Annotated in this window: 24 protein-coding genes and 1 pseudogene; 11 read left to right on the top strand and 14 right to left on the bottom strand. The window is 71.8% G+C overall.

Going from position 1 to position 24,548, the window contains the following annotated elements; translation table 11 throughout:
- Positions 1-24 precede the first annotated feature (24 nt).
- A complete protein-coding gene (locus tag ACIBK0_RS32940; RefSeq protein WP_399088089.1) occupies positions 25-660 on the top strand; it encodes a TetR family transcriptional regulator in 636 nt (211 codons plus the stop codon).
- 30 nt (positions 661-690) lie between these two features.
- On the opposite strand, the gene ACIBK0_RS32935 is transcribed toward ACIBK0_RS32940, so the two are convergent.
- Positions 691-1,038, bottom strand: coding sequence for a winged helix-turn-helix transcriptional regulator (locus ACIBK0_RS32935; RefSeq protein ID WP_399087936.1), 348 nt, complete (start codon positions 1,036-1,038; stop codon positions 691-693).
- A 106-nt stretch (positions 1,039-1,144) separates the two neighbouring features.
- Between ACIBK0_RS32935 and ACIBK0_RS32930 the strand changes: the two are divergent.
- Positions 1,145-1,423 (top strand): annotated as a pseudogene (locus ACIBK0_RS32930) (LysE family translocator); the annotation flags it as partial.
- 15 nt (positions 1,424-1,438) lie between these two features.
- Positions 1,439-2,047 (top strand): LysE family transporter, encoded by a 609-nt coding sequence (locus ACIBK0_RS32925; RefSeq protein WP_399088087.1) that lies wholly within the window; start codon positions 1,439-1,441, stop codon positions 2,045-2,047.
- 31 nt (positions 2,048-2,078) lie between these two features.
- Here the strand turns inward: ACIBK0_RS32925 and ACIBK0_RS32920 are convergent, their stop codons facing one another.
- The 3 genes from ACIBK0_RS32920 to ACIBK0_RS32910 form a co-directional block, all read right to left on the bottom strand.
- The gene (locus ACIBK0_RS32920; RefSeq protein ID WP_399087934.1) at positions 2,079-3,032 is read right to left on the bottom strand and encodes a GNAT family N-acetyltransferase; all 954 of its coding nucleotides are present in this window, start codon (positions 3,030-3,032) and stop codon (positions 2,079-2,081) included.
- A gap of 156 nt (positions 3,033-3,188) precedes the next feature.
- Positions 3,189-3,713, bottom strand: a complete 525-nt coding sequence (locus ACIBK0_RS32915) for a nitroreductase family deazaflavin-dependent oxidoreductase (protein WP_399087932.1) — start codon at positions 3,711-3,713, stop codon at positions 3,189-3,191.
- Positions 3,714-3,940: 227 nt separating this feature from the next.
- Entirely contained in the window at positions 3,941-5,128 is a 1,188-nt protein-coding gene (locus ACIBK0_RS32910) for an acyl-CoA dehydrogenase family protein (protein ID WP_399087930.1), read from the bottom strand.
- Between the two features lie 112 nt (positions 5,129-5,240).
- Here ACIBK0_RS32910 and ACIBK0_RS32905 point away from each other — a divergent pair, with 112 nt between their 5' ends.
- Positions 5,241-6,431, top strand: a complete 1,191-nt coding sequence (locus ACIBK0_RS32905; protein WP_399087928.1) for a thiolase C-terminal domain-containing protein — start codon at positions 5,241-5,243, stop codon at positions 6,429-6,431.
- Positions 6,432-6,437: 6 nt separating this feature from the next.
- On the opposite strand, the gene ACIBK0_RS32900 is transcribed toward ACIBK0_RS32905, so the two are convergent.
- On the bottom strand, positions 6,438-7,754 hold the full coding sequence (locus ACIBK0_RS32900; protein WP_399087926.1) for a hypothetical protein: 1,317 nt from the start codon (positions 7,752-7,754) through the stop codon (positions 6,438-6,440).
- Positions 7,755-8,106: 352 nt separating this feature from the next.
- Between ACIBK0_RS32900 and ACIBK0_RS32895 the strand changes: the two genes are divergently transcribed.
- Positions 8,107-8,769, top strand: coding sequence for a pyridoxal 5'-phosphate synthase (locus ACIBK0_RS32895; RefSeq protein ID WP_399087924.1), 663 nt, complete (start codon positions 8,107-8,109; stop codon positions 8,767-8,769).
- Positions 8,760-8,996 carry a hypothetical protein gene (locus tag ACIBK0_RS32890; protein WP_399087923.1) on the top strand — a complete coding sequence of 79 codons (237 nt, stop codon included), beginning with the start codon at positions 8,760-8,762 and terminating at the stop codon, positions 8,994-8,996. The genes ACIBK0_RS32895 and ACIBK0_RS32890 overlap by 10 nt, the downstream gene beginning before the upstream one ends.
- Here the strand turns inward: ACIBK0_RS32890 and ACIBK0_RS32885 are convergent.
- The 4 genes from ACIBK0_RS32885 to ACIBK0_RS32870 form a co-directional block, all read right to left on the bottom strand.
- Complete coding sequence (locus ACIBK0_RS32885; protein ID WP_399087922.1) at positions 8,951-9,817, bottom strand: GNAT family N-acetyltransferase; 867 nt, start codon at positions 9,815-9,817, stop codon at positions 8,951-8,953. The genes ACIBK0_RS32890 and ACIBK0_RS32885 overlap by 46 nt on opposite strands.
- A 72-nt stretch (positions 9,818-9,889) precedes the next feature.
- Positions 9,890-10,507 (bottom strand): GNAT family N-acetyltransferase, encoded by a 618-nt coding sequence (locus ACIBK0_RS32880; RefSeq protein ID WP_399087920.1) that lies wholly within the window; start codon positions 10,505-10,507, stop codon positions 9,890-9,892.
- A 59-nt stretch (positions 10,508-10,566) separates the two neighbouring features.
- Positions 10,567-10,995, bottom strand: a complete 429-nt coding sequence (locus ACIBK0_RS32875; protein WP_399087918.1) for a Zn-ribbon domain-containing OB-fold protein — start codon at positions 10,993-10,995, stop codon at positions 10,567-10,569.
- Entirely contained in the window at positions 10,992-11,444 is a 453-nt protein-coding gene (locus tag ACIBK0_RS32870) for a DoxX family protein (protein ID WP_399087916.1), read from the bottom strand. Before ACIBK0_RS32870 ends, ACIBK0_RS32875 begins: the two co-directional genes overlap by 4 nt.
- Positions 11,445-11,667: 223 nt before the next feature.
- On the opposite strand from ACIBK0_RS32870, the gene ACIBK0_RS32865 reads away from it, so the two are divergent.
- From ACIBK0_RS32865 to ACIBK0_RS32855, 3 genes are all read left to right on the top strand, one after another.
- Positions 11,668-12,873: a flavin-containing monooxygenase gene (locus ACIBK0_RS32865; RefSeq protein WP_399087914.1), complete on the top strand. Its 1,206-nt coding sequence runs from the start codon at positions 11,668-11,670 to the stop codon at positions 12,871-12,873.
- Between the two features lie 299 nt (positions 12,874-13,172).
- Positions 13,173-15,398 (top strand): acetate--CoA ligase family protein, encoded by a 2,226-nt coding sequence (locus tag ACIBK0_RS32860; RefSeq protein WP_399087912.1) that lies wholly within the window; start codon positions 13,173-13,175, stop codon positions 15,396-15,398.
- Positions 15,399-15,468: 70 nt separating this feature from the next.
- On the top strand, positions 15,469-16,347 hold the full coding sequence (locus ACIBK0_RS32855) for an enoyl-CoA hydratase/isomerase family protein (protein ID WP_399087910.1): 879 nt from the start codon (positions 15,469-15,471) through the stop codon (positions 16,345-16,347).
- Positions 16,348-16,475: 128 nt separating this feature from the next.
- Here the strand turns inward: ACIBK0_RS32855 and ACIBK0_RS32850 are convergent, their stop codons facing one another.
- Complete coding sequence (locus tag ACIBK0_RS32850; protein ID WP_399087908.1) at positions 16,476-17,453, bottom strand: hypothetical protein; 978 nt, start codon at positions 17,451-17,453, stop codon at positions 16,476-16,478.
- Positions 17,454-17,555: 102 nt separating this feature from the next.
- Here ACIBK0_RS32850 and ACIBK0_RS32845 point away from each other — a divergent pair, with 102 nt between their 5' ends.
- Positions 17,556-18,173: a flavin reductase family protein gene (locus ACIBK0_RS32845; RefSeq protein WP_399087906.1), complete on the top strand. Its 618-nt coding sequence runs from the start codon at positions 17,556-17,558 to the stop codon at positions 18,171-18,173.
- A gap of 80 nt (positions 18,174-18,253) precedes the next feature.
- On the opposite strand, the gene ACIBK0_RS32840 is transcribed toward ACIBK0_RS32845, so the two are convergent.
- Positions 18,254-19,561, bottom strand: a complete 1,308-nt coding sequence (locus ACIBK0_RS32840) for an MFS transporter (protein ID WP_399087904.1) — start codon at positions 19,559-19,561, stop codon at positions 18,254-18,256.
- A 71-nt stretch (positions 19,562-19,632) separates the two neighbouring features.
- Here ACIBK0_RS32840 and ACIBK0_RS32835 point away from each other — a divergent pair, with 71 nt between their 5' ends.
- Positions 19,633-20,775 (top strand): GlxA family transcriptional regulator, encoded by a 1,143-nt coding sequence (locus ACIBK0_RS32835; RefSeq protein WP_399087902.1) that lies wholly within the window; start codon positions 19,633-19,635, stop codon positions 20,773-20,775.
- Here ACIBK0_RS32835 and ACIBK0_RS32830 read toward each other — a convergent pair.
- From ACIBK0_RS32830 to ACIBK0_RS32820, 3 genes are all read right to left on the bottom strand, one after another.
- Entirely contained in the window at positions 20,668-21,957 is a 1,290-nt protein-coding gene (locus ACIBK0_RS32830; RefSeq protein WP_399087900.1) for an MFS transporter, read from the bottom strand. The genes ACIBK0_RS32835 and ACIBK0_RS32830 overlap by 108 nt on opposite strands.
- A 262-nt stretch (positions 21,958-22,219) precedes the next feature.
- Entirely contained in the window at positions 22,220-23,269 is a 1,050-nt protein-coding gene (locus ACIBK0_RS32825) for a Zn-dependent alcohol dehydrogenase (RefSeq protein WP_399087898.1), read from the bottom strand.
- 10 nt (positions 23,270-23,279) lie between these two features.
- Entirely contained in the window at positions 23,280-24,431 is a 1,152-nt protein-coding gene (locus tag ACIBK0_RS32820; RefSeq protein ID WP_399087896.1) for an acyl-CoA dehydrogenase family protein, read from the bottom strand.
- Between the last annotated feature and the right edge of the window lie 117 nt (positions 24,432-24,548).

Raw genomic sequence — 24,548 nt, 5'->3', positions numbered from 1 at the left:
TAAGCTGACGGCATGACAGGACAAGTGCGTACCGTCGACGGCCGCGTGGCCGGACGGCGAGGGCAGGCGACCCGGCAGAAGCTGCTCGACTGCCTCAGCGAGATGCTCAGCTCCTCGCCCTACCGGGACGTCAAAGTCATTGATGTCGCCCGGAAGGCGGGCACTTCACCGGCGACCTTCTACCAGTACTTCCCGGACGTCGAAGGCGCCGTCCTTGAGATCGCCGAGCAAATGGCCGCGGAGGGCGCGGGGTTGACCCAGCTGCTCGAAGGGCGTTCCTGGGTCGGCAAGGCCGGCTGGCAGACCGCACAGGAACTCGTCGACGGCTTCCTGGAGTTCTGGCGCAAGAACGACGCCATCCTCAGGGTCGTCGATCTGGGCGCCGCCGAGGGCGACAAACGGTTCTACAAGATCCGCATGAAGATCCTGAACTCCGTGAACAACTCCCTTACCGACACGGTCGCCGACCTCCAGGCCAAGGGCAAGGTCGACAAGGAGGTGAACCCGGCGGCGATGGCCGGTTCCCTTGTCGCCATGCTGGCCGCGGTGGCCTCGCACCAGAAGGGTTTCCAGACGTGGGGCGTCAAGCAGGCTGAACTCAAGCCCAATCTGGCGCTGTTGGTGCATCTCGGCGTGACCGGGAAGAAGCCGACGAAGTAGTACGCCTCTTCCCGGTTGCCCCAACTCCTGTCATGCAGGCGGCAGTCCACCGGTGTGGACTGCCGCCTGCTGCGCTGTGGAACCGGCGAGGCCCTTTGCGGGCAGCGGGCGGTCCGTCACCACGCGCTTCATCGCCGGCGTAGACGTCGGCCGCTGCACGCCCGGCAGCGTCGCCGGCCGGTCGCCGTAGAGCCACTGGAAGGCCGCGAGGTCGGCGGTGGGGACCCGAGAAGACGGTCCGGTATCGGACCGCTCCGGCTCCCGCAGACGCCGATGACACGGCGAGCCGCTGAGCCGCACCCGCGCGGCCGGCTCGGTCCCGGTCAGCCGCCCGCCCCGCCGGAGCTCAGCAAGAATCTTCTGGCCAGCGGCATTCACGAGGCAGATCTTCCCCCGAAGTCCGCTATCGCGGGCAAACTTCGGAAACACCTTTGGGGCAATCGCGCCTAATGTCCCTGGTATGGATTGGGGACTGGACTGGGGAATGGTCACGGCGTTTCTCGCCGTGGATCTGCTGCTGGTGTGCGTACCGGGCGCGGACTGGGCGTACGTGATATCCGCGGGACTGCGCGGCCGGTCGGTGCTCCCCGCCGTCTCGGGACTCGTCGCCGGGTACGCCGTGCACACGGTGCTCGCGGTGGCCGGGCTGGCGGTCCTGGTCGCGGGCTCACCGGGCCTGCTGACCGCGCTCACGGTGGCGGGGGCGGGGTATCTGGTGTGGCTGGGGTGGGGGGTTCTGCGGAGGCCGGCGACGCCGGGGGCTCCCGGCGGCGGCGAAATTGCCGCTCCGGTGACGGCCGGAGCCGACGCCGCCACGCTGGTAGCGGCCGGAGCCCGCACACCGCCAGTTGCCGCCGAAGCCCACACCACCGCACCCGTGGTGGCCCGAGCCCACACCACCGCACTCGTAGCCGCCGGAGCCCACACCGCAGCAGTAGCCACCGAAGCCGACGCACCGGTGGCGACCGGGGCCCACACCGCAGCACTGGTGATGGCAGCCGGAGCCCACACCGCAGCACCTGTGGCGGCCCGAGCCCACACCACCGCACCGCCGGAGAGCGCCGAGCCTTCCGTCCCTTCCCCCGCCCGCGCATTCCTCCGCGGCGCCGCGATCAGTGGCCTCAATCCCAAGGGTCTGCTGCTCTACCTCTCCGTACTGCCGCAGTTCCTCAAGCCGGGGGCCGGCGCGCCGGTGGCCGCGCAGACCGCCGTGCTCGGTGCGGTCCACATGGCCTGCTGTGCCGCCGTCTACCTCGGCGTCGGTGTGCTGGCCCGCGCCGTCCTGGGGGCGAGGCCGGCCGCGGCCCGCGCGGTGGTCCGCACCTCCGGGGCAGCGATGCTCGGCATCGGCGGGTTTCTGCTGGTGGAGCGCCTGGCCACGCTGTGAGGCCGAACCGACGGACGGCACCGCCCCTCCCTCAGACGGGGCGGACCAGCTCCCAGGTGTCCACGGCGTAGTCGAGGGTCATGCCGTGCCGTTCGTAGAGCGCGAGCGCGCCGCTGCTGTTGTCGGTGTCCACACCGAGGCCGATCCGGTCACGGCCCAGCGCCGCGTAGTGCCCGAAGGCATGGCGCAGGAGGTGGCTGCCGAGGCCCTGCCCCCGGGCCCGGCGCAGGACGCCGAGGTGGCCGATCCAGGCCATCGAGGCGCGGTCGTTGTGGGTGCGCAGCACGGCCGCGTCCCCGAGTCCGTCGACGTGGGCGATCCAGATCAGCGACCAGTCGGCACGCTCGGCGTCGATGTCGTCCAGCCACTGTTCGTACGTACGCGGCTGGAAGTCGAAGTGGTCGGCGAAGGACTCCTGAAGCAGCGCGTGGGCGCGCCGCCGGTCGGGCTCGCCGGGGCAGGGCCGCAGGGTCACACCGGGCGGAGGCGTCGGCGGCAGGTCGATCGCGCCGGACAGGTCGCGGGCCATCACGTTGTAGCGGCGGACCGGAAGCCAGCCTCGTCCGCGCAGCGCGCGCAGGTCCGTGGTGGGGTCGATGTTGAGGTGCAGGTGCACCACCGCCCGCGACGCACCGTTGGCGGCCGCCCGCTCCGCGGCCCTGTCCTCCATCAGGTCGAACAGGTGCAGTGCGGCCTGCGACCGGTCGGGCAGCGTGTAGTGGTCCATGTCGATCCGCTCGCCGCCGGAGTCGTCCCACAGCAGGCCGTATCCGATCAGCCGGCCCCCGTCGAAGAGCAGCCAGGAGTCACGCTCCAGATCCACCTCGGGATGCTTCAAGTCCGCCTGGATCTCAGCGACTTCAGTGTCGGCACGGCCGATCTCCAGCAGGTCGATCTCGTTGAGCAGCGCACACACCGCCGCCGCGTCGTCGAGTGTCGCCGGGCGCACGGTCAGACCGGGCGGAGGGGTGATGGGCAGCGTCATGGACCCACTGTCCGGCGCCGGACGCCCGGCCCGCAACGGACTTTCCCGGGCGCCGGGGCGGCGTTATGAACGCCCGGGCGGGGTTATGAACGCCCGGGCGGGGTTATGAACGCCCGGGCAGGGTTGCGGCAAGAGCGCCGGGCGGAGGTACGCCCTTCAGCGCCGCACGATCCGGAACAGCCTGATCTCACGGTCGACCCGCGCCTGATACGTGGCGTAGGGCGGCCAGAACGCCAGCACCGCCTTCCACGCCGCGCCTCGCTCCTCGCCCTCGAGGAGATGAGCGGTTACCGCGATGTCCTCGCCCTTCCAGCTGATCTCGGCGTCGGGATGAGCGAGGAGATTGCCGGTCCACGCGGGGTGGTCCGTACGCCCGAAGTTGGAGCCGATGAGGAGCCAGCTTCCCGGGCCGCCCTCCGGAGAGACACTCTCCGGCATACAGGCCAGCGGCGTCCGCCGTTCCAGCCCGCTCTTCGCGCCGCGCGCGGTGAGGATGACGCCCGGCAGCATCTGCGCGCTGAGCAGCACCTTGCCGCGGGTCAGCCGGTGCACGGCACGGTCGAGGGCGGGGACCAGGTGCGGGGCGACCCGGGCGAAGGCCCGCGTCGAGGACACCTTCTGCACCAGCCGGACGCCAGGAATCCGCCTCGGCCCCGCACCTGAACCCTTGCCCGACCCCATACCTGCTTCCCTACCTGTTTTTTTGCCTGCTTCCTCAGCTGCTCCCTTGTCCGGTCCCCCACCTGATCCCGCGCCCCGCCCCGCACCCGGTCCCCCACCTGATCCCGCGTCCGAACCCACACCCCGTCCCGCACCTGATCCCCTACCCGGCCCCTCGCCCGATCCCACAGCCGCCTCCCCGCCCGATCCCACAGCCGCCTCCCCGCCCGGCCCCTCGCCCGCGGCCATCAGACCGCCACCTCCCCGCCGTCGAAGAGGCGCGCGGCGTCGGCGGCGTACCCCCGCAGTCGGTGCACCGGCCCGAAGAGCAGTTCGTCGCCGGAGGCGCGCTTGAAGTAGAGATGGGCCTCGTGCTCCCAGGTGAAGCCGATGCCGCCGTGCAACTGGATTCCCTCGGAGGCGGCGGTGCGCAGCGCCTCCAGGGCCTGGGCGAGCGCGAGCGCACCCACCCGTTCCCCGCCCGCACCGGCTGCCCACGCCGCGTAGTACGCCGCCGACCGTGCCGCCTGCACCCCCACATACACATCCGCGAGCCGGTGTTTCACCGCCTGGAAGGACCCGATCGCCCGCCCGAACTGCTCACGCTGCCGCACGTACTCGACGGTCCGCTCCAGCGCGCGGTCGGCGGCGCCCACGGCCTCCGTGGCCAGCACGGCGGCGGCGGTGTCTCCGACAGCCGCGAGCGCGGCAGGCACGTCGGATCCGTCGTCGCCGAGCAACTCGGCGTCCACGTCCCGCAGTTCGACCCGGGCCTGCGGCCGTGTCTCGTCCAAGGACGTCTGCCGCACTCGCACGAGCCCCTGGGTGCCCTCTCGTACGAGGAACAGCAGCGTCCGCGACCGAGCGAAGCCCCCGGTGTGCGCGGCCACCACAAGCAGCCCCGCGCTGTGTCCGTCGAGCACCTGTGCCGCCTGCCCATAGAGGCGCCAGGCACCCTCGACCCGCCGCGCCTGTACGCCTCCGGCGCGCCCGTCGCCCGCCCAGTCCCCACGGTTGTCGCCGACCAGCCCGAGCGCCGTCGCGAGCCCCGCGCCCGGTACGGCGAGGGCGGCGGTCAGCTCGCCCGAGGCGAGGCGTGGCAGCAGTCCGGTGCGCTGGACCCCGGTGCCGAGGGCGAGGATCAGTGGGGCGGCGAGGACGGCGGTCGCGAGAAGCGGCGAGGGGGTGAGGGCGCGCCCCGACTCCTCGCAGGCGAGGGCGAGTTCGGTCACCGTGCAGCCGACCCCGCCGTACGCCTCGGGGAGGGCGAGCCCGGGCAGCCCGAGCTGTTGCGCGAGCGCCTCCCACAGTGCCGGGTCGTGTCCGGCGGGGGTCCGCACGGCGGCCCGCAGCTCCTCCGGGCCGCAGCGTTTGACCAGCAGCTCCCGCAGAGTGCGGCGGATCTCGTCCTGCTCGGCGGTGAAACGGGCGTCCATGGGTGGGCTCCTCCCGGATCTGACGGGCCGTCATGTTAGGGCGAGGGGTGACAGATGCACAGGGGTGCGGCCACCTCCCGGCGGAGGACTTATCTGATGTACCGTCAGATTCATGACTCCAGGACAGCGGACAGGACAGCGGAAGGTCGCCGTCGTCGGCATAGCCCTCTCCGACTGCGGCCGGGCGGACGAGGCGACCCCGTACGCCCTGCACGCCCAGGCGGCCCGCCGCGCGCTGGCCGACTCGGGCCTGGACCGGTCGGTGATCGACGGCTTCGCGTCGGCGGGCCTGGGCACCCTGGCCCCCATAGAAGTGGCCGAATATATGGGCCTGAAGCCCACGTGGGTCGACTCCACCTCCGTCGGCGGCTCCACCTGGGAGGTCATGGCGGCGCACGCGGCGGACGCGATCGCGGCGGGCCGTGCGAACGCAGTGCTGCTCGTCTACGGCTCGACGGCTCGCGCGGACGTCAAGGCGGGTCGGCGCACCGGAAACCTCTCCTTCGGAGCGCGCGGCCCGCTGCAGTTCGAGGTCCCGTACGGCCACACACTCATCGCCAAGTACGCGATGGCCGCACGCCGCCACATGCACCAGTACGGCACCACGCCGGAACAACTCGCCTCTGTCGCCGTTCAGGCCCGCGCGAACGCGACGGCGAACCCGGAGGCGATGTTCCGCGACCCGATCACCGTCGACGACGTCCTTTCCGGCCCGATGATCGCGGACCCCTTCACCAAGCTGCACTGCTGCATCCGCTCCGACGGCGGCGCGGCGGTGCTGCTCGCGGCCGAGGAGTACGTACGCGACTGCCGTACGAACCCGGTGTGGATCCTCGGCACCGGTGAGCACGTCTCGCACACCACCATGTCCGAGTGGGAGGACTTCACGGTGTCCCCGGCGGCCGTGAGCGGCCGGCTGGCCTTCCAGCGGGCAGGGGTGCGCGCGCAGGAGATCGACCTCGCCGAGATCTACGACGCCTTCACCTACATGACGCTGGTGACCCTGGAGGATCTCGGCTTCTGCGCGAAGGGCGAGGGGGGTGCGTTCGTGGACGCCGGAAAGGGGCGGCTGCTGGTGGGCGGGGAGCTGCCGGTGAACACCGACGGGGGCGGGCTGTCGGCCCAGCACCCCGGGATGCGGGGGCTGTTCCTGATCGTCGAGGCCGTGCGTCAACTGCGGGGGGAGGCGGGCGAGGGGCGGCAGGTGCGCAGGCCGGACGGGGGGCTGCCACAGTTGGCCGTGGCCTCCGGCACCGGGGGCTGGTTCTGCTCGTCGGGGACGGTGGTGCTGGGCCGGGGCTGAGCGGGTCTACGGCCCTACTGTGATGGTCGCCTCGTCATTGGACGGGTCCGGGTCGTGGCGGCCGAAGTCGAACTCGCTGGGCGGGTCCTTGTCCAGGAGGCTGACCGTGCCCTGCCCCGGGTCGCCGAGGCGAACGGTGAACTCGAAGGTGCGGGACTTCCCCGGCCCGAGTTCGCCGACGTCACAGGTGTACGTGAAGTCATTGCTCTCGCAGTAGGGCTTGAAGACGCCGTCGTCGTACTCCTCCATGGGCTGCTTCAGGAGGGTCAGGCCAAAGGGAGGGCTGAACACCAACCGGGTGGAGGAACCGGAGTCGGCGGGGCCGTTGTTGCGGACGGTGAGGCGGAGCGAGCGCTTGGTGCCGGGGGCGCCGTGCAGGTCGGCGCCGGAGACCTCGTAGTCGGCGTGGGTGTCGAGGGCCAGATACGTGTGACCGCCGCCCTTCGCGAAGGTGCCCTTCGTGTCCTTGGTGACCTCGGCGTCGAGGGTCGGGCCGTCGCCGTGGTCGCCGCCCTTCGGATAGCTGCCGTACTGGCCCGGGCCCATGTCCAGGGCCCAGACGTCACGGCCGAAGGAGGTGTACATCTGCGTCTCCGGGGCGCGCAGCCGCAGGGCCGGCCTGAGGACGACGGTCTCCCCCGGCGCGATCCGCAGGTCCGGGAAGCGGCACACCGCGATGTGGTGGTGGCTGATCTCCGGGTAGCGGCAATTGGCGTACCGTTTCTCGAACTCCAGCCCGCCGGAGCTGAGTTCCAGCCCCAGTCCCACGACCGGCACCTCGCCGGTGTTCCGGACGACAACGGGGCTGGTCACCTCGGCGCCCGGACCGACGTGCTCCAGGGACTTGGGGACGAGCGCCTCGACCACGGGCTCACCGACCACGAACCGGGTACGTGCGGTGAGCCTCTTCCCGTCCTTCGTGGTGTACGTGAAGCGCACGACGCCCGTGTCACCGGGCTTGCTGCCCTTGGCGGCGACCGGGGAGACGCGCGCCAGGTCCGCCCAGTTGTTGTACTCGGCTCCGACCTCACAAGTGACGTGCGTGGCACCACCCTTGCAGCCGCCGCTCCCGCGCAGCCGGACGGCGTCTTCCGAGCCGCCCACTACGTCCGCGGTGAGCCGACGACCGCCTGCGCCCCTGCCGTCCTCGGCCCTGAGATGGAAGGGTTCCTTGTCCGAGGGCCCGGACTTGTCACCGAGGGGACGCAGGTAGAAGACCTCGGGCGCGGTGATCCAGGGCGACGGCTTCCCGACGCCGCATGCGGTGAGGCCGAGCAGGAGGGCGCCGGTGAGTGCGGCGCCCGTTATGGGCCGGGGCCTCAACGGATGGCACGGAGGAAGCAGGCGCCGCCCTCGTTGGTGCTGCAACTCGACTTGAACCAGGCGAATTCCGTCGCGTTCACAGTCGCTCCGCTTTCCTCTCGATGACTTCTACGACTTCTGCGGACTCCCAAGGCGTGAGTGCCTGGGCACGCGGCATGCCGAACAGATCGAAGAAGTCCGTTGACCCGCTCCGGCTGGGAGATCAACGTACTGCCTCCCCGGTTCTCGGCGAAGACCCGATTGCGGCCTTCCTCCGTGCTCATCAACCGCAGTGGCCCCTGCAGACCTGGACGTGGAGCTGCCGGGGAGCTGATGGCGCAGCTGTGCCGGACCCGCGAGCGATACTCGGGGCATGGAACCGGATCTTCATGAGCTGCTGAGATCGCTGCGGGTGTGGGACACGGAGCTGCCCGGCTTCGAGCCGGAGAAGGCGCCGGAGGAGCCGTTGGCCCTGTTCACGCGGTGGTTCGCGGAGGCGGTGGCGACCGGGCAGCCTGAGCCCCACACGATGTCGCTGGCGACGGCGGGCGAGGACGGCCTGCCCGACGTCCGCATCGTGATGCTGCACGGCGCGGACGCGGCCGGCTGGTCGTTCGCGACGCACGCGACGAGCCGCAAAGGTCGGCAGCTGACCGCCCGCCCGTATGCCGCCCTCGGCTTCTACTGGCCTGCTCAAGGGCGACAGGTCCGGCTTCGTGGCCCCGTCGCCGTCGCCTCGCCGGAGGAGGGCCAGGCGGACCTGCACGCCCGTTCCACGGGTGCGCTGGCCGCCGCGCTGGTCGGCCACCAGAGCGACGTCCTGCCGTCGCGGGAGGAGCTGGCGCGGGCGTCGGACGCGGCGTGGGACCGGGCCCGGCGGGAGCCGGACGCGCCCGCCCCGACCTGGACCCTGTACCGCCTCCGGCCGGACGAGGTGGAGTTCTTCCAGGGCGACGCCCGGCGGCGGCACGTACGCCTCACCTACCGCCGCGACACGGACGACCGCGGCTGGCTCAAGGAGCTGCTGTGGCCGTGAAGTCCTACGTCGTGGAGCCGCACGGCCCGCGGTCCTACGTGGAGTCGCACGGCCCGCGGTCCTACGTCGTGAGGTCGTACATCCGGCAGCCCTACGTCGTGAGGTCGCACATCCGGCAGCCCTACGTCGTGAGGTCGCACATCCCGCAGCCCTACGTCGTGAGGTCGCACATCCCGCACTCCTACGTCGTGAAGTCGTACCTCGCGAAGTCCGAGACCGGGCGGTAGCCGATGCGCTGGTAGAGGCCGTTGCTGGTGGGGTTGGCGAGGTCGGCGAAGAGCAGTACCTCCTCGGCGCCGGAAGCGAGCGCGGCGCGGCTGACCTCCGCGGTGGCGGCGCCCGCGTAACCACGGCCGCGCAGATCGGCCGGGGTGTAGACGGGGGCGACGCGGATCTGCCCGGCGACCGGCGCGGTCGCGCCCGCCATGGAGACGGGGGTTCCGTCGGGGGTCTCCCAGAGCGTGACGCCGCCGTAGGAGATCCGGTCGTCGGCCCAGGCGCCGTCGTCACGAGCGCCGCCTTCGCCGATGGTCTTTGCGAACTCGCCGTGCCAGCGGATGAGTTGGCTTCGGTCGGCCTTGGTCGCGACCCTGGCCCGGCCGGGCGGCGCGGGCTGGGGCGGTGTCAGGGTGCCGAGGTGGTACAGCCGCTCGCGCCGCCGGAGCGTGGCCGCGGCTCCCGCCCGCCGCTGCCAGGCCTCGGCGAAGGCTGTGGCGCCGGCGTGGTCGGCAAAGACACCGGGCGGGCTGTGCCCGGCGTCCGCGAGCCGGGCGGCGAGGGCGTCCGCGTCCTCCTCGGACAGCGGTGTCACGCTCAGCGGGTACGGCGGCGTACGGAAGAAGGCCGCCCGTACGGAACCCTCCCGTTCCAGGAAGCCGAAGACCGGCGCCTCCTCCCCGAACCCGTGCGGGCCGCGCCTGCGCAACGTGTCGGTGACCGTCAGCGGCACGGTGTGCTCCGCGGGCCGCGAGCGAAGGAACTCCCCGGCCCGCCCGAGAAAGACGTCCAGGTCATGGGTGAGATGCCAGTCGTACGCAACATGGTCCATGCTCCATGCTCGCGCGGGGCCGCGGCGCCGTGCCTCCGATTTATGGCGCCTCCAGCAGTCCCGGATGCGGCTTCAGGGCGCCTCCGGCAGTCCCAGGTGCGGCTCGGGATCCGTCGCCAGCCGCGCGTGGAGATGCTCGTCCCGGAACGCGTCATGCCGCCCCGCCTCGAACATCGCGCCCCGCAGCGTCCCCTCATACCGGAATCCGCAGCGCTCGGCGACGCGGCAGGACACCTCGTGACCGAGGGCATGGCCCAGTTCCAGGCGGTGCAGGCCGAGGTCGGTGAGGGCGTACCGGGCGGCGAGGGCCAGGGCTCGGGTGGCGACCTGGCGGCCGCGGGCCTCGGGGAGGACCCAATAGCCGACGATGGCACGGCTCATGACGTGGTTGATCTCGTTGACGCCTATGTGGCCGAGGATCGCATCGGTGTCCGCGTCCACGACGCAGAAGGAGAACCCGGTACCGTCCGCCGTGCTCTCGGTGCGCGAGCGGAGCGACTCACGGGCGCCGTCGAGGTCCCGGATCATCCTGAGCGGCGTGTTCCAGCGCTGGAACTCCGGGTCCGACAGCCCGCGCAGATACGCCGCGACGTCGGTGTCGGACTCAGCGTTCCACAGGCGCAGCCGCAGACCATGACCGCGCAGCTCGGGGGAGGAATGGGTCGCGTGGTGCTCGTGGACGTCAGCCATCCGGCCATTGAAACGCGTCGGCCGTACGGGGCACACCCCGGGGACCTCTCAACCTCGGCTCACACCGGGCTCGCGCCCGGGAAGCCCGGGGGAAGCGGCGTCCGAGGCCGGAAAACCGGCACCCCCGTGCGGAAGGCGACCTCCAGCTCCATCCCGATGCGCAGCGCGCCCTCCGCGCACTCCACCACCTCGGTCATCATCCGGGGGCCCTCCGCGAGGTCGACGACGGCGGCGACGTACGGCACGCGCTCGCCGAACGGCGGCAGGTCGTTGCGGTGGACGACGGACCAGGTGTAGAGCGTGGCCCGGCCGCTCGCCGGCTCCCAGGTCACGTCCTCGCTCCAGCAGTACGGGCAGAACTCCCGCGGGTAGTGATGGGCCCGCCCGCACCCACCACAGCGCCGCACCAGCAGCCGCCCCTCCGCCGCCCCGTCCCAGTACCGGCGGGTGAAGGCGTCCACCTCGGGGACGTCGAAGCCGGCGCTCACCGGAACAGTCCGATCGCGTTGTCGAGGGACCACGTCTGCCACGACATTCCGAACAACCCGACCACCGAGATCAGCGCCATCATCGAGTTCTGCCCCTGCTCGGCCCAGTCGTGGATCATGAGGACGAGATAGAGGACGTTCAGGAGCAGCCCGCCGACCAGGGCGATCGGCGTCAGGAGTCCGGCCACCAGGCCGAGCCCGAGGGCCAACTCGGCGTACACGACGATGTACGCCATCGTGCGGGGGCGTGGTGCGACCACCACGTCGAAGCCCGAGCGCACCGCGTTCCACCGGTGCTCGGCCGCGACGTCCGCCGCCCACGCGATCCCGGTCCCCCGCTCGAACCAGCCCTTCTTGTCCTTGTGCCGCCAGCTCTCCAGCCACCACAGCCCGAGCCCGATCCGCAGCACGGCCAGCCACTGCGCCCCGCTGAGCCAGATCGTGTCCATGGCCGAACCTCCTGCCGCACGCGGGATCTGACGGTACGTCAGTTCAGCGTACGGAGCATGTCTGCGCAAGAGGCGGGGGCCACTCGCCCCTGCACACGCCACACACAACCAAGTGACCTACGCCACCAGTCCCACCCACTCCTCCTACACCCGTGATCAGTTCGCAACCGATTCCGGTCTTGACCGAGACCTATCAAGCGGGGGCGTGATTACGCTCGCGCTCATGGCCGACTCGACTGCTTCCTCGACGCCCCGCACGGTGCCGTCCCACGAAGACCGCCCCGTGTACGTGATCGGCGGCGGCCCCGGTGGACTCGCGGTGGCGTACGCGCTGCGCGCCCAGGGCGTACGGGCCGTCGTGCTGGAGAAGTCCGACAAGGTCGGGGCGTCCTGGCGGCGCCACTACGACCGGCTGCACCTGCACACCACGCGGCGGCTGTCCGCGCTGCCGGGGCTTGCGATGCCACGCTCGTTCGGGCGGTGGGTGTCACGTGACAACGTGGTGCGTTACCTGGAGAAGTACGCCGAATACCACCAGCTGGAGATCGTCACGGGCGTCGAGGTCTCGCGCGTCGAGCCCGCGCCGGGCGGCGACGGCTGGCTGCTGCACGCCACCGGCGGCCGCGAACTGACCGGCAGCGCGGTGGTCGTCGCCACCGGCTACAACCACACGCCCCACCTGCCCGACTGGTCCGGCCGCGACACCTACACCGGCGAACTCCTGCACGCCGGCGAGTACCGCAACCCCGCCCCCTACGCCGGCCGCGACGTCCTCGTCGTCGGCGTCGGCAACACGGGCGCCGAGATCGCCGTGGACCTGATCGAGGGCGGCGCCTCACGCGTACGCCTCTCGGTCCGCACGGCCCCGCACATCGTGCGCCGCTCGACGGCCGGCTGGGCCGCCCAGTTCACCGGGATTCTCGTACGACGGCTGCCGGTGCGCGTCGTCGACCGCCTCGCCGGGCCGATGGCCAAGCTGAGCGTGCCGGACCTGTCGGCCCAGGGGCTGCCCCGCCCCGACACCGGGCTCTACTCCCGCGTCAACGAGGGCTCCATCCCCGTCCAGGACGTCGGCCTCATCGACGCCGTCCGCAAGGGCCGCCTGGAGATCGTGGCCGCGGTGGACGGATTCGAGGACGGCAAGGTCGTCCTCGCCGACGGCAGCCGCATCGGCCCGGAGGTCGTCATCGCCGCGACGGGGTACGTCCGCGCGCTGGAGCGTGTCGTCGGGCACCTCGGCGTACTCGACGACCGCGGGCGCCCCGTCGTGCACGGCGCCCGCACCCCCAGGAACGCCCCCGGCCTGTACTTCACCGGCTTCACCAACCCCATCAGCGGCATGTTCCGCGAACTCGCCCTCGACGCCGAGAAGATCGCGAAAGCGGTGGCCCGCTCCGTGACGCGGAAGCAGCCGTCCGACACACGCTGATTTCAGCGGCGCCCGGCGCACGAACTCTCACATCACTGACGTACCACGTGTGTTACGCGTGCGTCGGATGCGGCGAGGACGGCGCCGTCCGCTCCGGCGAGCGGGTGGCGAAGGAGGTCCTGGCGGTGCTGTGAGGGGTCGCTGTCCTCCCATGGCGTTCCCAACTTCTGTGTGGCGGGTACCACCAAGGTGCCCGCCACAGGTCTTTGCCTGCACAACGGTTCCTGACGCAGCGTCAGTTCAGTAATCTGACACTGCGTCAGTTATAAGTTGGCTGTCACACAGGAGCGGGCGGACCGATGCTTGGATCAACCCATGGCACCCTCACCACCGACTCCCGCCGGGCCCGGGTCATCGCCTGCGGCGAGCAACCCTCACCGGTCGTGCACGGCCGGCCGGCCGAGGCCGACGACCTCGACGTCAGCGGCCGTCCGCTGTACGCCGCCGTACCCGACCTGGACCGCTTCTTCCGTCCGGAGTCCGTGGCCGTCATCGGCGCCTCGGACGCCGAGGGGCGGCCGAACACCGGCATCACCCGGCAGCTGATCGCCTGGTCCGAGCGGGTCGGCGCCCGGTTGCACCCCGTGCACCCCACCCGTCAGTCGGTCTTCGGCATACCCTGCTCCCCTTCCGTCGCGGACCTGCCCGAGCAGGTCGACCTGGCTGTGCTCCTGGTCGGCGACCCCCTTCCCGTGATCGAGCAACTGGCCGAGGCCAAGGTGAAGTTCGCCGTCGCCTTCGCCTCCGGGTTCGCCGAGACCGGAGCCGAGGGCGCCGCCGCGCAGGCCCGCCTCGCCACCGCCGTCCGCCGCTCCGGCCTCCGGCTGCTCGGGCCCAACACCAACCTCAACGCCTTCGAGAAGTTCCGCGACGACCTCGACGGTCCCGCGATCGCGCTCATCACCCAGTCCGGCCACCAGGGACGGCCGGTGTTCGCGATGCAGGAGCTGGGCGTGCGGCTCTCCCACTGGGCACCCACCGGCAACGAGGCCGACCTGGAGACCGCCGACTTCATCTCCTACTTCTCCGAACAGCCCGAGGTCGGCGCCATCGCCTGCTACGTGGAGGGGCTCAAGGACGGCCGTTCCTTTCTGCTCGCCGCCGACCGCGCCGCCCGGCGCGGGGTGCCCGTCGTCGCGGTCAAGGTCGGCCGCACCGAGACCGGCGCCCGTACCGCCGCCTCACACACCGGCAAGCTGACCGGCGCCGACACGGTGGTGGACGCGGCGATGCGGCAGTACGGCGTGATCCGGGTCGACGGACTGGACGAACTCCAGGACACCGCCGCCCTGTTGGCGCGGGCCCGCACCCCCCAGGCCGACGGGGTCGTCGTCTATTCGATCTCGGGCGGCACGGGCGCGCACTTCGCGGACCTGGCGAGTGAGGCGGGACTGTCCCTGCCCACGCTGTCGTCCGACAAGCAGGCCGAGCTGCACGAGTGGATACCGGAGTACCTGAACGTCGCCAATCCCGTCGACAACGGCGGCCACCCCGTCGGCGACTGGCGCGGCCGTAAGATCATCGACGCGATCCTCGCCGATCCTGCCGTCGGGGTGCTGATCTGCCCCATCACCGGGCCCTTCCCGCCCATGAGCGACAAGCTCGCACAGGATCTGGTGGACGCGGCGGAGCAGACGGACAAGCTGGTGTGCGTGGTGTGGGGGTCGCCGGTCGGCACGGAGGCCGCGTACCGCGAGACGCTGCTCGGGTCGTCCCGGGTCGCCACCTTCCGTACGTTCGCCAACTGCATCACCGCCGTCCGCGCCCACCTGGACCACCACCGGTTCGTCTCCGCGTACCGCTCCCCCTTCGACGAGGCGCCGCGCACTCCCTCGCCCTCCTTCCGCAAGGCGCAGGCGCTGATGCGTCCCGGGCAGCAGCTGAGCGAGCACGCGGCCAAGCAGCTGCTGCGCGCGTACGGGATCCGCGTGCCGCGCGAGCAGCTGGTGACCAGCGCGGCGGCATCGGTGCGGGCGGCCGGCCAGGTCGGCTACCCCCTCGTCATGAAGGCCTCCGGCGCCCAGATCGCCCACAAGACCGAACTCGGTCTGGTGAAGATCGGGTTGACCTCCGCCAGCCAGGTCCGCGACGCCTATCGCGAGCTGACCGACATCGCGCGCTACGAAGGGATCTCGCTCGACGGGGTGCTCGTGTGCCAGATGGTCGAGCGGGGCGTCGAGATGGTCGTCGGCGTCACGCAGGACCCGCTCTTCGGGCCGACCGTGACCGTCGGGCTCGGCGGTGTCCTCGTCGAGGTACTGCGCGACGCGGCCGTCCGCGTGCCGCCCTTCGGCGAGGACCAGGCGCGGGCCATGCTGTCCGAGCTGCGGGGGCGGGCGCTGCTCGACGGGGTCCGCGGGGGGCCGCCGGTCGATGTGGACGCGCTGGTGGAGGTCGTGATCCGGGTGCAGCGCATGGCCCTCGAACTCGGGGACGAGATCGCGGAGTTGGACATCAATCCGCTGATGGTGCTGCCCAGGGGACAGGGAGCCGTCGCGCTGGACGCGCTGGTGGTGTGCCGCTGAGCGGTCGCCCGCACTGCCACGCCTCCCGGGCAAGCGGCCCGCCACTCCCCGTACGAAACGGAGTACCCCCATGTCCGACTCCCCCCGTGAATCCCGTGAATCCCGTGAGACTGCTGAATCCCGTATAGCTCCCGAATCCCCTGCGTCTGCCGAAAAGCCCCTCGACTCATTGATACGTCACGCCACTGACAACGCCGTCTCGTGGATCACCCTCAACCGACCCGAGGCGATGAACGCCCTCACCTGGGACCAGCGGGAACGCGTGATCGCGCTGCTCGCGCAGGCGTCCGCCGACCCGGACGTACGCGCCGTCGTGATCACGGCGACGGGCCGCGGTTTCTGCGCAGGCGCGGACCTGCGCGGGGGACCGCCGGCCGGGGAACGGGTGCCCGGCGACGTCGCCCGCACCATCCGCCGCGGCGCCCAGCGCCTGATCGCCGCCGTCCTCGACTGCGAGAAACCGGTGATCGCGGCGGTCAACGGGACGGCGGCCGGGATCGGCGCGCACCTCGCCTTCGCCTGCGACCTCGTCCTCGCGGCGGAGTCGGCCAAGTTCATCGAGGTGTTCGTGCGGCGCGGGCTCGTCCCCGACGGCGGCGGGGCCTATCTGTTGCCCCGCCTCCTCGGCCCGCAGCGCGCCAAGGAGCTGATGTTCTTCGGCGACGCGCTGACGGCCACGGACGCGGAACGGATCGGCCTCGTCAACAGGGTCGTACCGCCGGACGAGCTGGAGAAGACCGCCCGTGAGTGGTCCGAGCGCCTCGCGGCCGGCCCGACCCGTGCCCTCGCCCTCACCAAACAGCTGGTCAACGCCTCCCTCGACACCGACCGTGCGGCCGCCTTCGCCGCCGAGGCGGCCGCTCAGGAGATCAACATGACGACGGCCGACGCCAACGAGGGGGTCGCGAGCTTCGTGGAGCGGCGCGGTCCCAGATACCGGGGCCGCTGAGCTGTACCCGGTCGCCGAAACGACGGAACGGCCGAACGACGGAACGGCCGAACGACGGAACGGCGGAGCGGCGAAGCGACGGAACGGCGAAGCGGCGAAGCGGCGAAGCGGCGAAGCGGACGACCGTTTCAGTCGCGCTTCAGAATGCGCAGGTCCCCCGAGTCAGCGTCGCCGAACAGCACGAACAGCTCGGGACTGCGCTCACTGCCGCCGATGGTCCAGTACGTGTCGTGGCCGCAGTCCGCGACCTGTACGACGACACCGTCCCGTGCCGCGGGGTCGCCCTCGTCGTAGGCGTCGGAGTACGGGTCGTAGCGGCCCTCGGTGTCCAGGAACCAACTCCCCGTCCCGTGGCACCGCGTGAAGTCCTTGGTCGTCACGTCCCCGAACTCGGGCTGGGCGGGCAGCTTGGTGAGCTCGGCCCGACCGCCGGCGCGCAGCCGCAGGACGGCCCCGCCGTCGCCCCGCCATACTCCCGCGAGCTGCCCGGCGGACAGCTTCGGGGGCTCGTACTCCTTGATGAGTCCCATGGACAGGCCCACGGCGCCCGCGCCGGCGACCAGCACGCACGCTCCGAAGGACGCGAGCGCCGAGCGGACCCAGATGCGGCGGCTGCGCGGAACGCGGCCCGTGGCGAGCTCCCGCCGCCGGACGTACGCCACGCCCAGCGCGGGCAGGACACCGGACGCCGCGATGAGCAGGGCGGTCGTGCCGGGGGGCGAGAGGCCGCCGAGCACGACGGCCACGGCCGCCCAGAGCACACCGAGCGCGGCCACGAACACCAGGTGCCAGGCCTCCTCGGAGCCGCGGACGCGCCGGGTCGCGAGTCGGGCGAGCGTGGCGGCCGGCATGGTGTGGGCCGCCGCGTGCACCAGGCCCAGGACGGCGAGGAGCAGCGGGCCGAAGACGAGCATGCACAGCAGACCGACCGCGGCGAGTCCACCGCCGGACCCCGCACCGTGGGTGTCGTCGTCGAACGTCCCGACCCACCAGATCGCGCAGACCACCGCCAGCTGCGCCGCACAGACCGCCGCGGCCGCGTTCAGTTCGGCGTTCACCCAGCTCAGTCCTGAGCGCTTGGGCCGCCATGTGTCTCCCCACCTCATGGGGCGAAAGATACGTGGGGCTGTGCGCGCGGGGCACGGGAGGGGCAAGGCGAGGTTGCACCCTTCCTATCTGACGATCCGTCAGCTTCAATGGTTGATGTGATGGGACACGCAGGGATGGCGGCCGCCGCCGTCCGTTACCTCAGGTCGGCCGGGGCCCCTACCGTCGCGGGGCCCGTCGAGGCGTTGCCGCGTCCGGATCTGCGCGCGGTCGGCGACGACGAACGGGCGCCGGTCGATCAGGCCGAGTTCCGCCGTGTGCTGGGGAACTTCGCGACCGGCGTCACCGTGGTGACCGCTCCGGCCGGCGATGGCGACGACAGGGTGGGCCCGGCCGGTTTCGCCTGCCAGTCCTTCTCCTCGCTCTCCCTCGACCCTCCGCTGGTCTGCTTCATGGTCGGCCGTACGTCGACAACCTGGCCGCGGATCGCCCGCGCGGGAGTCTTCTGCGTGAACGTCCTCGGCGCCCACCAGGGCGAGATGTGCCGCGGCTTCGCGGTGAGCGGCGCGGACAAGTTCGCCGGGGTCGTGTACGACGCGGCGCCCGTCTCCGGCTCGCCCCGCCTCGCGGGCGTCGCGGCCTGGATCGACTGCACGATCCACGCGGTGCACACGGGCGGGGACCACCTGATAGTGGTGGGGCGGGTGAACGCGCTCGGCATCGGGGACGGCGCCGACGACATGGCGCCGCTGCTGTTCCACAAGGGGCGCTTCCTCTAGTCGCGCAGTTCCCCGCGCCCCTTCGACAGGACACCCTTCTCATCCGGTCGACCAGGGACACTTCGTCCCGCCGGTCTCGGTCAGGCCAGGGCCGTCGCCATCCGAACCGGTCGCCGCCGGATCACCAGCGCCATCAGCGCAGCCGCCGCGCACAGTGCGCCCGAGGCGTACCAGACGACGTCGTACGAGCCGAAGGTGTCCCGCGCGACTCCGCCGAGGAAGGCGACGAGGGCGGCGCCGACCTGGTGCGAGGCGAGGACCCAGCCGAAGACGATGGCGCTGTCCTCGCCGTACTGCTCGCGGCACAGGGCGAGGGTGGGCGGGACCGTGGCGACCCAGTCGAGGCCGTAGAAGACGATGAAGAAGATCATCGGAGGGTGCACGGTCGAGGCCAGGAGCATCGGGAGGAAGAGCAGCGAGATGCCGCGCAGCGCGTAGTACACCGCCAGCAGCCGACGGGGCTCGAAGCGGTCGGTGAACCAGCCCGAGGCGACCGTGCCGGCCACGTCGAAGACGCCGATGACCGCAAGGAGCGAGGCGGCGGCCGTGACGGGCATGCCGTGGTCGTGGGCCGCGGGCACGAAGTGCGTCTGGACCAGGCCGTTCGTCGAGGCGCCGCAGATCGCGAAGGTGCCGGCCAGCAGCCAGAAGGGGCCGGTGCGGACGGCGGAGGCCAGGACCGTGACCGTGCGGCGAGCCGCGCCCCGGACCGGCTCGGGCTTGGGCACGAACTCCTCGGCCCCGTACGGCTTCTGGCCCACGTCCGCCGGGTGGTCCCGCAGCAACAGCCATACGAAGGGGACCACCGCGAGGGCCGCGAGGGCCACCGTCACCGCGGCGGGGCGCCAGCCGTGATCCGTGACGATCCAGGAGAGCAGCGGGAGGAAGATCAGCTGACCGGAAGCCGAGGCCGCCGTCAGGATGCCCGTCACCAGGCCCTTCCGCTCCGTGAACCAGCGGTTCGTGACCGTCGCCGCGAACGCGAGCGCCATCGAGCCGGAGCCCAGGCCCACCAGCAGGCCCCAGCAGAGCAGGAGCTGCCAGGCCGCCGTCATCCACACGGTCAGCCCGGAACCGAGCGCTATCACCGTCAGGGCGACCGCCACCACACGGCGGATGCCGAATCGGTCCATCAGCGCGGCCGCGAACGGCGCCGTCACCCCGTACAGCACGAGGTTGATCGAGACCGCCGCGCCGATCGTGCCGCGCGACCAGTGGAACTCCTGGTGCAGCGGATCGATCAGTAGCCCCGGCAGCGATCGGAAGGCCGCAGCACCGATGATCGTCACGAAGGTGACGGCGGCGACGAACCACGCGCGGTGGATACGGGGGCGGCCCGGAACAGAGGGCTTCTGTGTAGGAGTGATGGCATCGGTTGTCTGGGTCACGTCGTAGAGCTTCAGGGATAGGAGCCATGCGAACCACTGGCCGGGCGGACAGCATTCGCTAGGATCGGGCCATGGCCGAAGAGCAGGCACCCTCGCACACCGCACGCACGCACACGGCGCCTTCGCAGCAGGCACCCGCGCACACGGCGCCGTCGCAGCAGGTACCCGCACCGACGGCAGCCCCCCGACAGCACGCGCCCTCCCGGCACCGTGTCGTCGTCCTCGCCCTCGACGGGCTGCTTCCCTTCGAGCTGGGCATCCCGCACCGCATATTCGGCAAGGCGCGCGACGCGGAGGGACGGCCCCTGTACGACGTCGTCACCTGCTCGGTCCGGCCGCCCGGCCCGGTCGCGACGGACGCCGACTTCGCCGTTTTCGTCGCGAACGGTCCGGAGGCGCTGGCCACCGCGGACACCGTCGTCGTCCCCACCTCGTACGAACTCGCCCCCGTCCACGAGGAAGGAGTGCTCACCCCCGAACTGGCCGCCGCCTTCGCCCACATCCGCCCCGGCACCCGCCTCGTCTCCATCTGCATCGGCGGCTACGTCCTCGCCGCGGCCGGGTATCTCGACGGCCGCCCGGCCACCACGCACTGGATGCACGCCGAGCACTTCCAGGAGCTCTTCCCCAAGATCAAGGTCGACGCCGATGTGCTCTTCATCGACGACGGGGACGTCCTCACCTCAGCCGGTGTCGCGGCCGGGATCGACCTGTGCCTCCATCTCGTACGCCGCGACCACGGCGCCGCCGTCGCCAACGAGGTGGCCCGCCGCACCGTCGTACCGCCGCACCGCGACGGCGGCCAGGCGCAGTACATCCAGCGCCCGGTGCCGGACGCACAGGCGGTCACCACGACCGCCGCCCGCGCCTGGGCCCTGGGCCGCCTCCACGAGCCGATCCAACTGCGCGACATGGCCGAGCAGGAGTCCATGTCGGTGCGCACCTTCACGCGCCGCTTCCGCGAGGAGGTCGGCGTCAGCCCCGGGCAATGGCTCACCCAGCAGCGCGTCGAACGGGCCCGGCATCTGCTGGAGTCCAGCGATCTGTCGATCGACCAGGTGGCGCGGGACGCCGGCTTCGGAACGGCCCAGTCGATGCGGCAGCACCTACAGGCGGCGCTCGGTGTCACTCCCACTGCATATCGGCGCACGTTCCGCTCCGGGACGGGCGTCGGCGGGGCTTTTGACAACTCCCTTGTCCCGTCCGGAGGCTGAGCTCTCACCGGCGCTCGCCACGCCCGCCGCCCGGCGGCTCTCCCCCAGTGCGCCCACGGCGGTGAGCAGCAGGGTGAGTCCGACGCCCGCCAGGATCGCGGTCGAGGGCGCCGCGAAGTGGAGCAGGGCGCCCGCGAGGGAGCCGGTCGCGGCGTAACCGGCGCCCACGGCCGCGTACATCACCGAGTAGCCCGCGGCCAGCGCGCTCGGCGGGAGGATCTCGCGCAGCGCCAGGTTGCGGGTGAGCATGGCTCCGGCCTGCAGCACGCCCGCGAGGACGAGCGCCGCCGCGATCCACGCCAGGCTCGGTATCAGCGCGACCACCGCCACGCACACGGACATCGCGCAGAGCAGCAGCACGCTCCGGGTGCGCAGTTGGCCCGGCCAGTCGCGCAGCCCGTACAGGAACGCCCCCGTCGCCGAGCCCAGGGACAGTCCCGTGAGCAGCGGGCCCGCCCAGCCGACGCCCGTGCCGCGCTGTTCGAGGAGGGCGGGCAGGACGAGTTCGGCGAGGGCGAGGAGTGAGAGACCGGCCGCGCCCGTCACGTACGCCGGCCAGGCCCTCGACAGGATCCGTGCCATCGACTCGCCGTCGCGGTCCGTGTCGTCCGCGGCCCAGCCCGCGGGCAGCATCCACAGGCCCGCGACCGAGGACGCCATCAGGGCCCCCGCGAGCAGCAGCGGGATCCTGGGGGCGACGCCCAGCGCGAGGCCGGTGACCGCCGCCGGGGTCAGGGACCATATGCCGAACGTCAGCATCGACTCGGCGGACAGTGCCTGGGCCACGGCGCGCTGAGGGACCATGGCGGTGAGCAGGGCGCGCAGGCCGCCGGGGGCGGCGGAGGGGGCGGCTCCGGCGAGGACGGCGAAGGCCGCGAGGATCGCCGGGTGCGCGTGTGGGAACGCGGCCAGGCCCGCGAAGCCGGTGGCCCCTCCCGCCAGGCCCGCAGCGAGTTGGGGGCGGGCTCTGAGGGGGCGCATGCGGGTGCCCAGGAAGGGGGCGCCCACGATTTCGCCGATCACGTACGCCGCTGCCAGGGCTGCTCCGAGGGCGTAGCCGCCGGGGCGCTCGCGGGTCAGGAACACCAGGGCCAAGGGGGCCATGGCTACCGGCATGCGAGCGCCGATGGCCACGACGGCCCAGGCCAGGGCCTGTTTGGAGGCGACGTCTCGGTAGGTCATGCGATGACGTTAGGGGACGGCGCCGACAGTGGCCCACGGGATTTCCCGGCCTGTGGACAACTGTCCCCGCGGGGTGCGGCCGAGGTCGGCGTGGGAGCGACTGCCGGCGCTGACAGGGTGCCGCTCTCTGTGGAACGGGTGTCCGCCCCAGCGGCACGATGCCCGCAGCCGGCACGGGTGCCGCCCCAGCGGCACCATTGCCCGCAGCCGGGACGGCTGGACTGCCGCCCCTCGCCGCCCCACGCTCGGAGCCTGCCCCCGGCTAGAACGTCAGCACCGCCCTCGCCACCCTCCCCTCGTGCGCGTCCTGGGCCGCCTTGTCGAAGTCCTCCACCGGGTAGGTGGCCGTCACCAGTTCGTCCAGGAGCAGGCGGCCCTCCCGGTACAGGTCCGCGTACAGGGCGATGTCGCGCTGTGGACGCGATGAGCCGTAGCGGCAGCCGAGGATCGACTTGTCCAGGTACATGGAGGAGACGAGGAAGGAGGCCTCGGCCGTCGACGGGGGAACTCCGAGGAGAACCGCCTGGCCGTGGCGATTCAGCAAGTCGACCGCCTGGCGGATGAGTTCGGTCCGTCCGACGCACTCGAAGGCGTGGTCCGCGCCCAGAGGGAGGATGTCCTTCACGCCCTCCGTCGAGGCCAGGAAGTGCGTCGCGCCGAACTGGCGGGCCACCGACTCCTTCGCCGGGTTGGAGTCGACCGCGACGATCTGCAAGGCTCCCGCGATCCGGGCGCCCTGGATGACATTGAGGCCGATGCCGCCGGTGCCGATGACCAGGACGCTGTCGCCGCGGTCCACGCGGGCGCGGTTCAGGACGGCGCCGACGCCCGTCAGAACGCCGCAACCGATCAGCGCGGCGGACGTCAGAGGGATGTCCTTCGGGATCCGGACCGCCTGGACCGCCTTGACCACCGTCCGTTCCGCGAAGGCCGAGTTGGACGCGAACTGGTACAACGGTCGGCCGTCCCGCGCGAACGGCTGCTGCGGCATTCCGATGGCCTTGCGGCACATCGTCGGCCGCCCCCGGTCGCACTCCGCGCAGGCCCCGCAGTTGGCGAGCGTGGACAGCGACACATGGTCGCCGGGCTCGACATGGGTGACGCCCGCCCCCACCGCCTCCACCACACCCGCGCCCTCATGGCCGAGCACCACAGGAACGGGGAACGGTATGGTCCCGTCCACCACAGAGAGGTCGCTGTGACACAGCCCGGCCGCGGAGATCGCGACCCGAACCTCCCCCGGCCCCGGATCCCGTATCTCCAGATCGTCCACGACCTGGGTCTGTTTCCCATCGAAGATCACGCCTCGCATCGCGACTCCCTCAGCCCTTCGGCTTCCTAGGCAGGCCGAGCACGCGCTCGGCGATGATCGTGCGCTGAATCTCGTCCGAACCGCCGTAGATCGTGTCGGCCCGGCTGAAGAGGAACAGGTGCTGGAACACGTCGAGTTCGTACGGTGCCGTCGCCGACCAGTCCGCCGGGCCCACGGCCGCCGCGGCCCCCCGCACCCGCACCGCCAGCTCACCGAGCCTCCGATGCCAGCCACCCCACAGCAGCTTCGCCACACTGGGCGCCCCGGCGCCTCCAGGGCCGCCGGAACTCCCCAGCGTGCGCAGGGCGTTCCAGCGCATCGTGCGCAGCTCTGCCCACTGGCGTACGAGCCGGTCGCGTACGACGGGATCGGCGGCCGCGCCGGTCGCGGTGGCCGTGTCGACCACACGCCCCAACTCCTCTGCGAAACCGATCTGTTGGGCCAGCGTCGACACGCCTCGCTCGAAGCCGAGGAGGCTCATCGCGACGCGCCAGCCATTGCCTTCGCCGCCGACCACGTGCTCCGCACGGGCCAACGCGCCGTCGAAGAAAACCTCGTTGAACTCGCTCGTGCCGGTCAGCTGGCGGATCGGGCGGACCTCGACGCGGCCCGGCTGGTCCATCGGGACGAGGAGGAAGGACAGGCCGTGGTGGCGGGTGGAGTCGGGTTGCGTCCTGGCGAGCACGAAGCACCAGTCCGCCTCGTGGGCGAGGGAGGTCCAGATCTTCTGGCCGGTGACCCGGTAGGAGTCGCGGTCGCGTACGGCAGCGGTGCGCACGCCCGCCAGGTCCGAGCCCGCTCCCGGCTCGCTGTAGCCCTGGCACCAGAGTTCCTCGCCCCGGGCGATGGGGGGCAGGAAGCGGGCTTTCTGTTCCTGCGTTCCGTGGGCGATGAGGGTCGGCGCCAGGAGGTTCTCGCCGATGTGGCCCGAGCGGGCGGGTGCCTTCGCCCGGGCGTACTCCTCGGCCCAGACGACCTGTTGGGTCAGGCTGCCCCGCCGGTTGCCGTACCCGTCCTCGTCCCAGCCGAGGCCGATCCAGCCGTCCCGGCCGAGCTCCCGTTCCCAGTCCCCACGGGCGGGGGCACCGGTGCGGTGCGCCTTCAGCCAGGCGCGCGCCTCACCCCGGAACGCCTCGTCCTCGGGGCCGAATCCGAACTCCACGGTTGCCGCCTCCACGTTGGCCGACTGGACATCTCCGGCTTGGGCGCCCGGGGTTGGGGCCGAGCCAAGGGTGGGCCGCGCAACCCGGCGCTTACCGGGTGCCGCGCTCTGTGGGAC

Origin of the sequence: Streptomyces sp. NPDC050564 (assembly GCF_044457265.1) — a bacterium.
Lineage (GTDB): Bacteria > Actinomycetota > Actinomycetes > Streptomycetales > Streptomycetaceae > Streptomyces.
Note: the sequence above shows the minus strand (reverse complement) of the source record. Positions and strands in the feature narration are given on the sequence as shown.

Excerpts from the sequence above, each read along its gene's own strand:
- ACIBK0_RS32880 (WP_399087920.1), bottom strand. The coding sequence starts at position 10,507 with ATGGCTGACGTCCACGAGCACCACGCGACCCATTCCTCCCCCGAGCTG.
- ACIBK0_RS32830 (WP_399087900.1), bottom strand. The coding sequence starts at position 21,957 with ATGACCTACCGAGACGTCGCCTCCAAACAGGCCCTGGCCTGGGCCGTC.
- ACIBK0_RS32895 (WP_399087924.1), top strand. The coding sequence starts at position 8,107 with ATGGAACCGGATCTTCATGAGCTGCTGAGATCGCTGCGGGTGTGGGAC.
- ACIBK0_RS32855 (WP_399087910.1), top strand. The coding sequence starts at position 15,469 with ATGTCCGACTCCCCCCGTGAATCCCGTGAATCCCGTGAGACTGCTGAA.
- ACIBK0_RS32860 (WP_399087912.1), top strand. The coding sequence starts at position 13,173 with ATGCTTGGATCAACCCATGGCACCCTCACCACCGACTCCCGCCGGGCC.
- ACIBK0_RS32870 (WP_399087916.1), bottom strand. The coding sequence starts at position 11,444 with ATGGACACGATCTGGCTCAGCGGGGCGCAGTGGCTGGCCGTGCTGCGG.
- ACIBK0_RS32910 (WP_399087930.1), bottom strand. The coding sequence starts at position 5,128 with ATGGACGCCCGTTTCACCGCCGAGCAGGACGAGATCCGCCGCACTCTG.
- ACIBK0_RS32885 (WP_399087922.1), bottom strand. The coding sequence starts at position 9,817 with ATGGACCATGTTGCGTACGACTGGCATCTCACCCATGACCTGGACGTC.
- ACIBK0_RS32920 (WP_399087934.1), bottom strand. The coding sequence starts at position 3,032 with ATGACGCTGCCCATCACCCCTCCGCCCGGTCTGACCGTGCGCCCGGCG.
- ACIBK0_RS32835 (WP_399087902.1), top strand. The coding sequence starts at position 19,633 with ATGGCCGAAGAGCAGGCACCCTCGCACACCGCACGCACGCACACGGCG.
- ACIBK0_RS32865 (WP_399087914.1), top strand. The coding sequence starts at position 11,668 with ATGGCCGACTCGACTGCTTCCTCGACGCCCCGCACGGTGCCGTCCCAC.
- ACIBK0_RS32845 (WP_399087906.1), top strand. The coding sequence starts at position 17,556 with ATGGGACACGCAGGGATGGCGGCCGCCGCCGTCCGTTACCTCAGGTCG.
- ACIBK0_RS32850 (WP_399087908.1), bottom strand. The coding sequence starts at position 17,453 with ATGAGGTGGGGAGACACATGGCGGCCCAAGCGCTCAGGACTGAGCTGG.
- ACIBK0_RS32905 (WP_399087928.1), top strand. The coding sequence starts at position 5,241 with ATGACTCCAGGACAGCGGACAGGACAGCGGAAGGTCGCCGTCGTCGGC.
- ACIBK0_RS32825 (WP_399087898.1), bottom strand. The coding sequence starts at position 23,269 with ATGCGAGGCGTGATCTTCGATGGGAAACAGACCCAGGTCGTGGACGAT.
- ACIBK0_RS32915 (WP_399087932.1), bottom strand. The coding sequence starts at position 3,713 with ATGGGGTCGGGCAAGGGTTCAGGTGCGGGGCCGAGGCGGATTCCTGGC.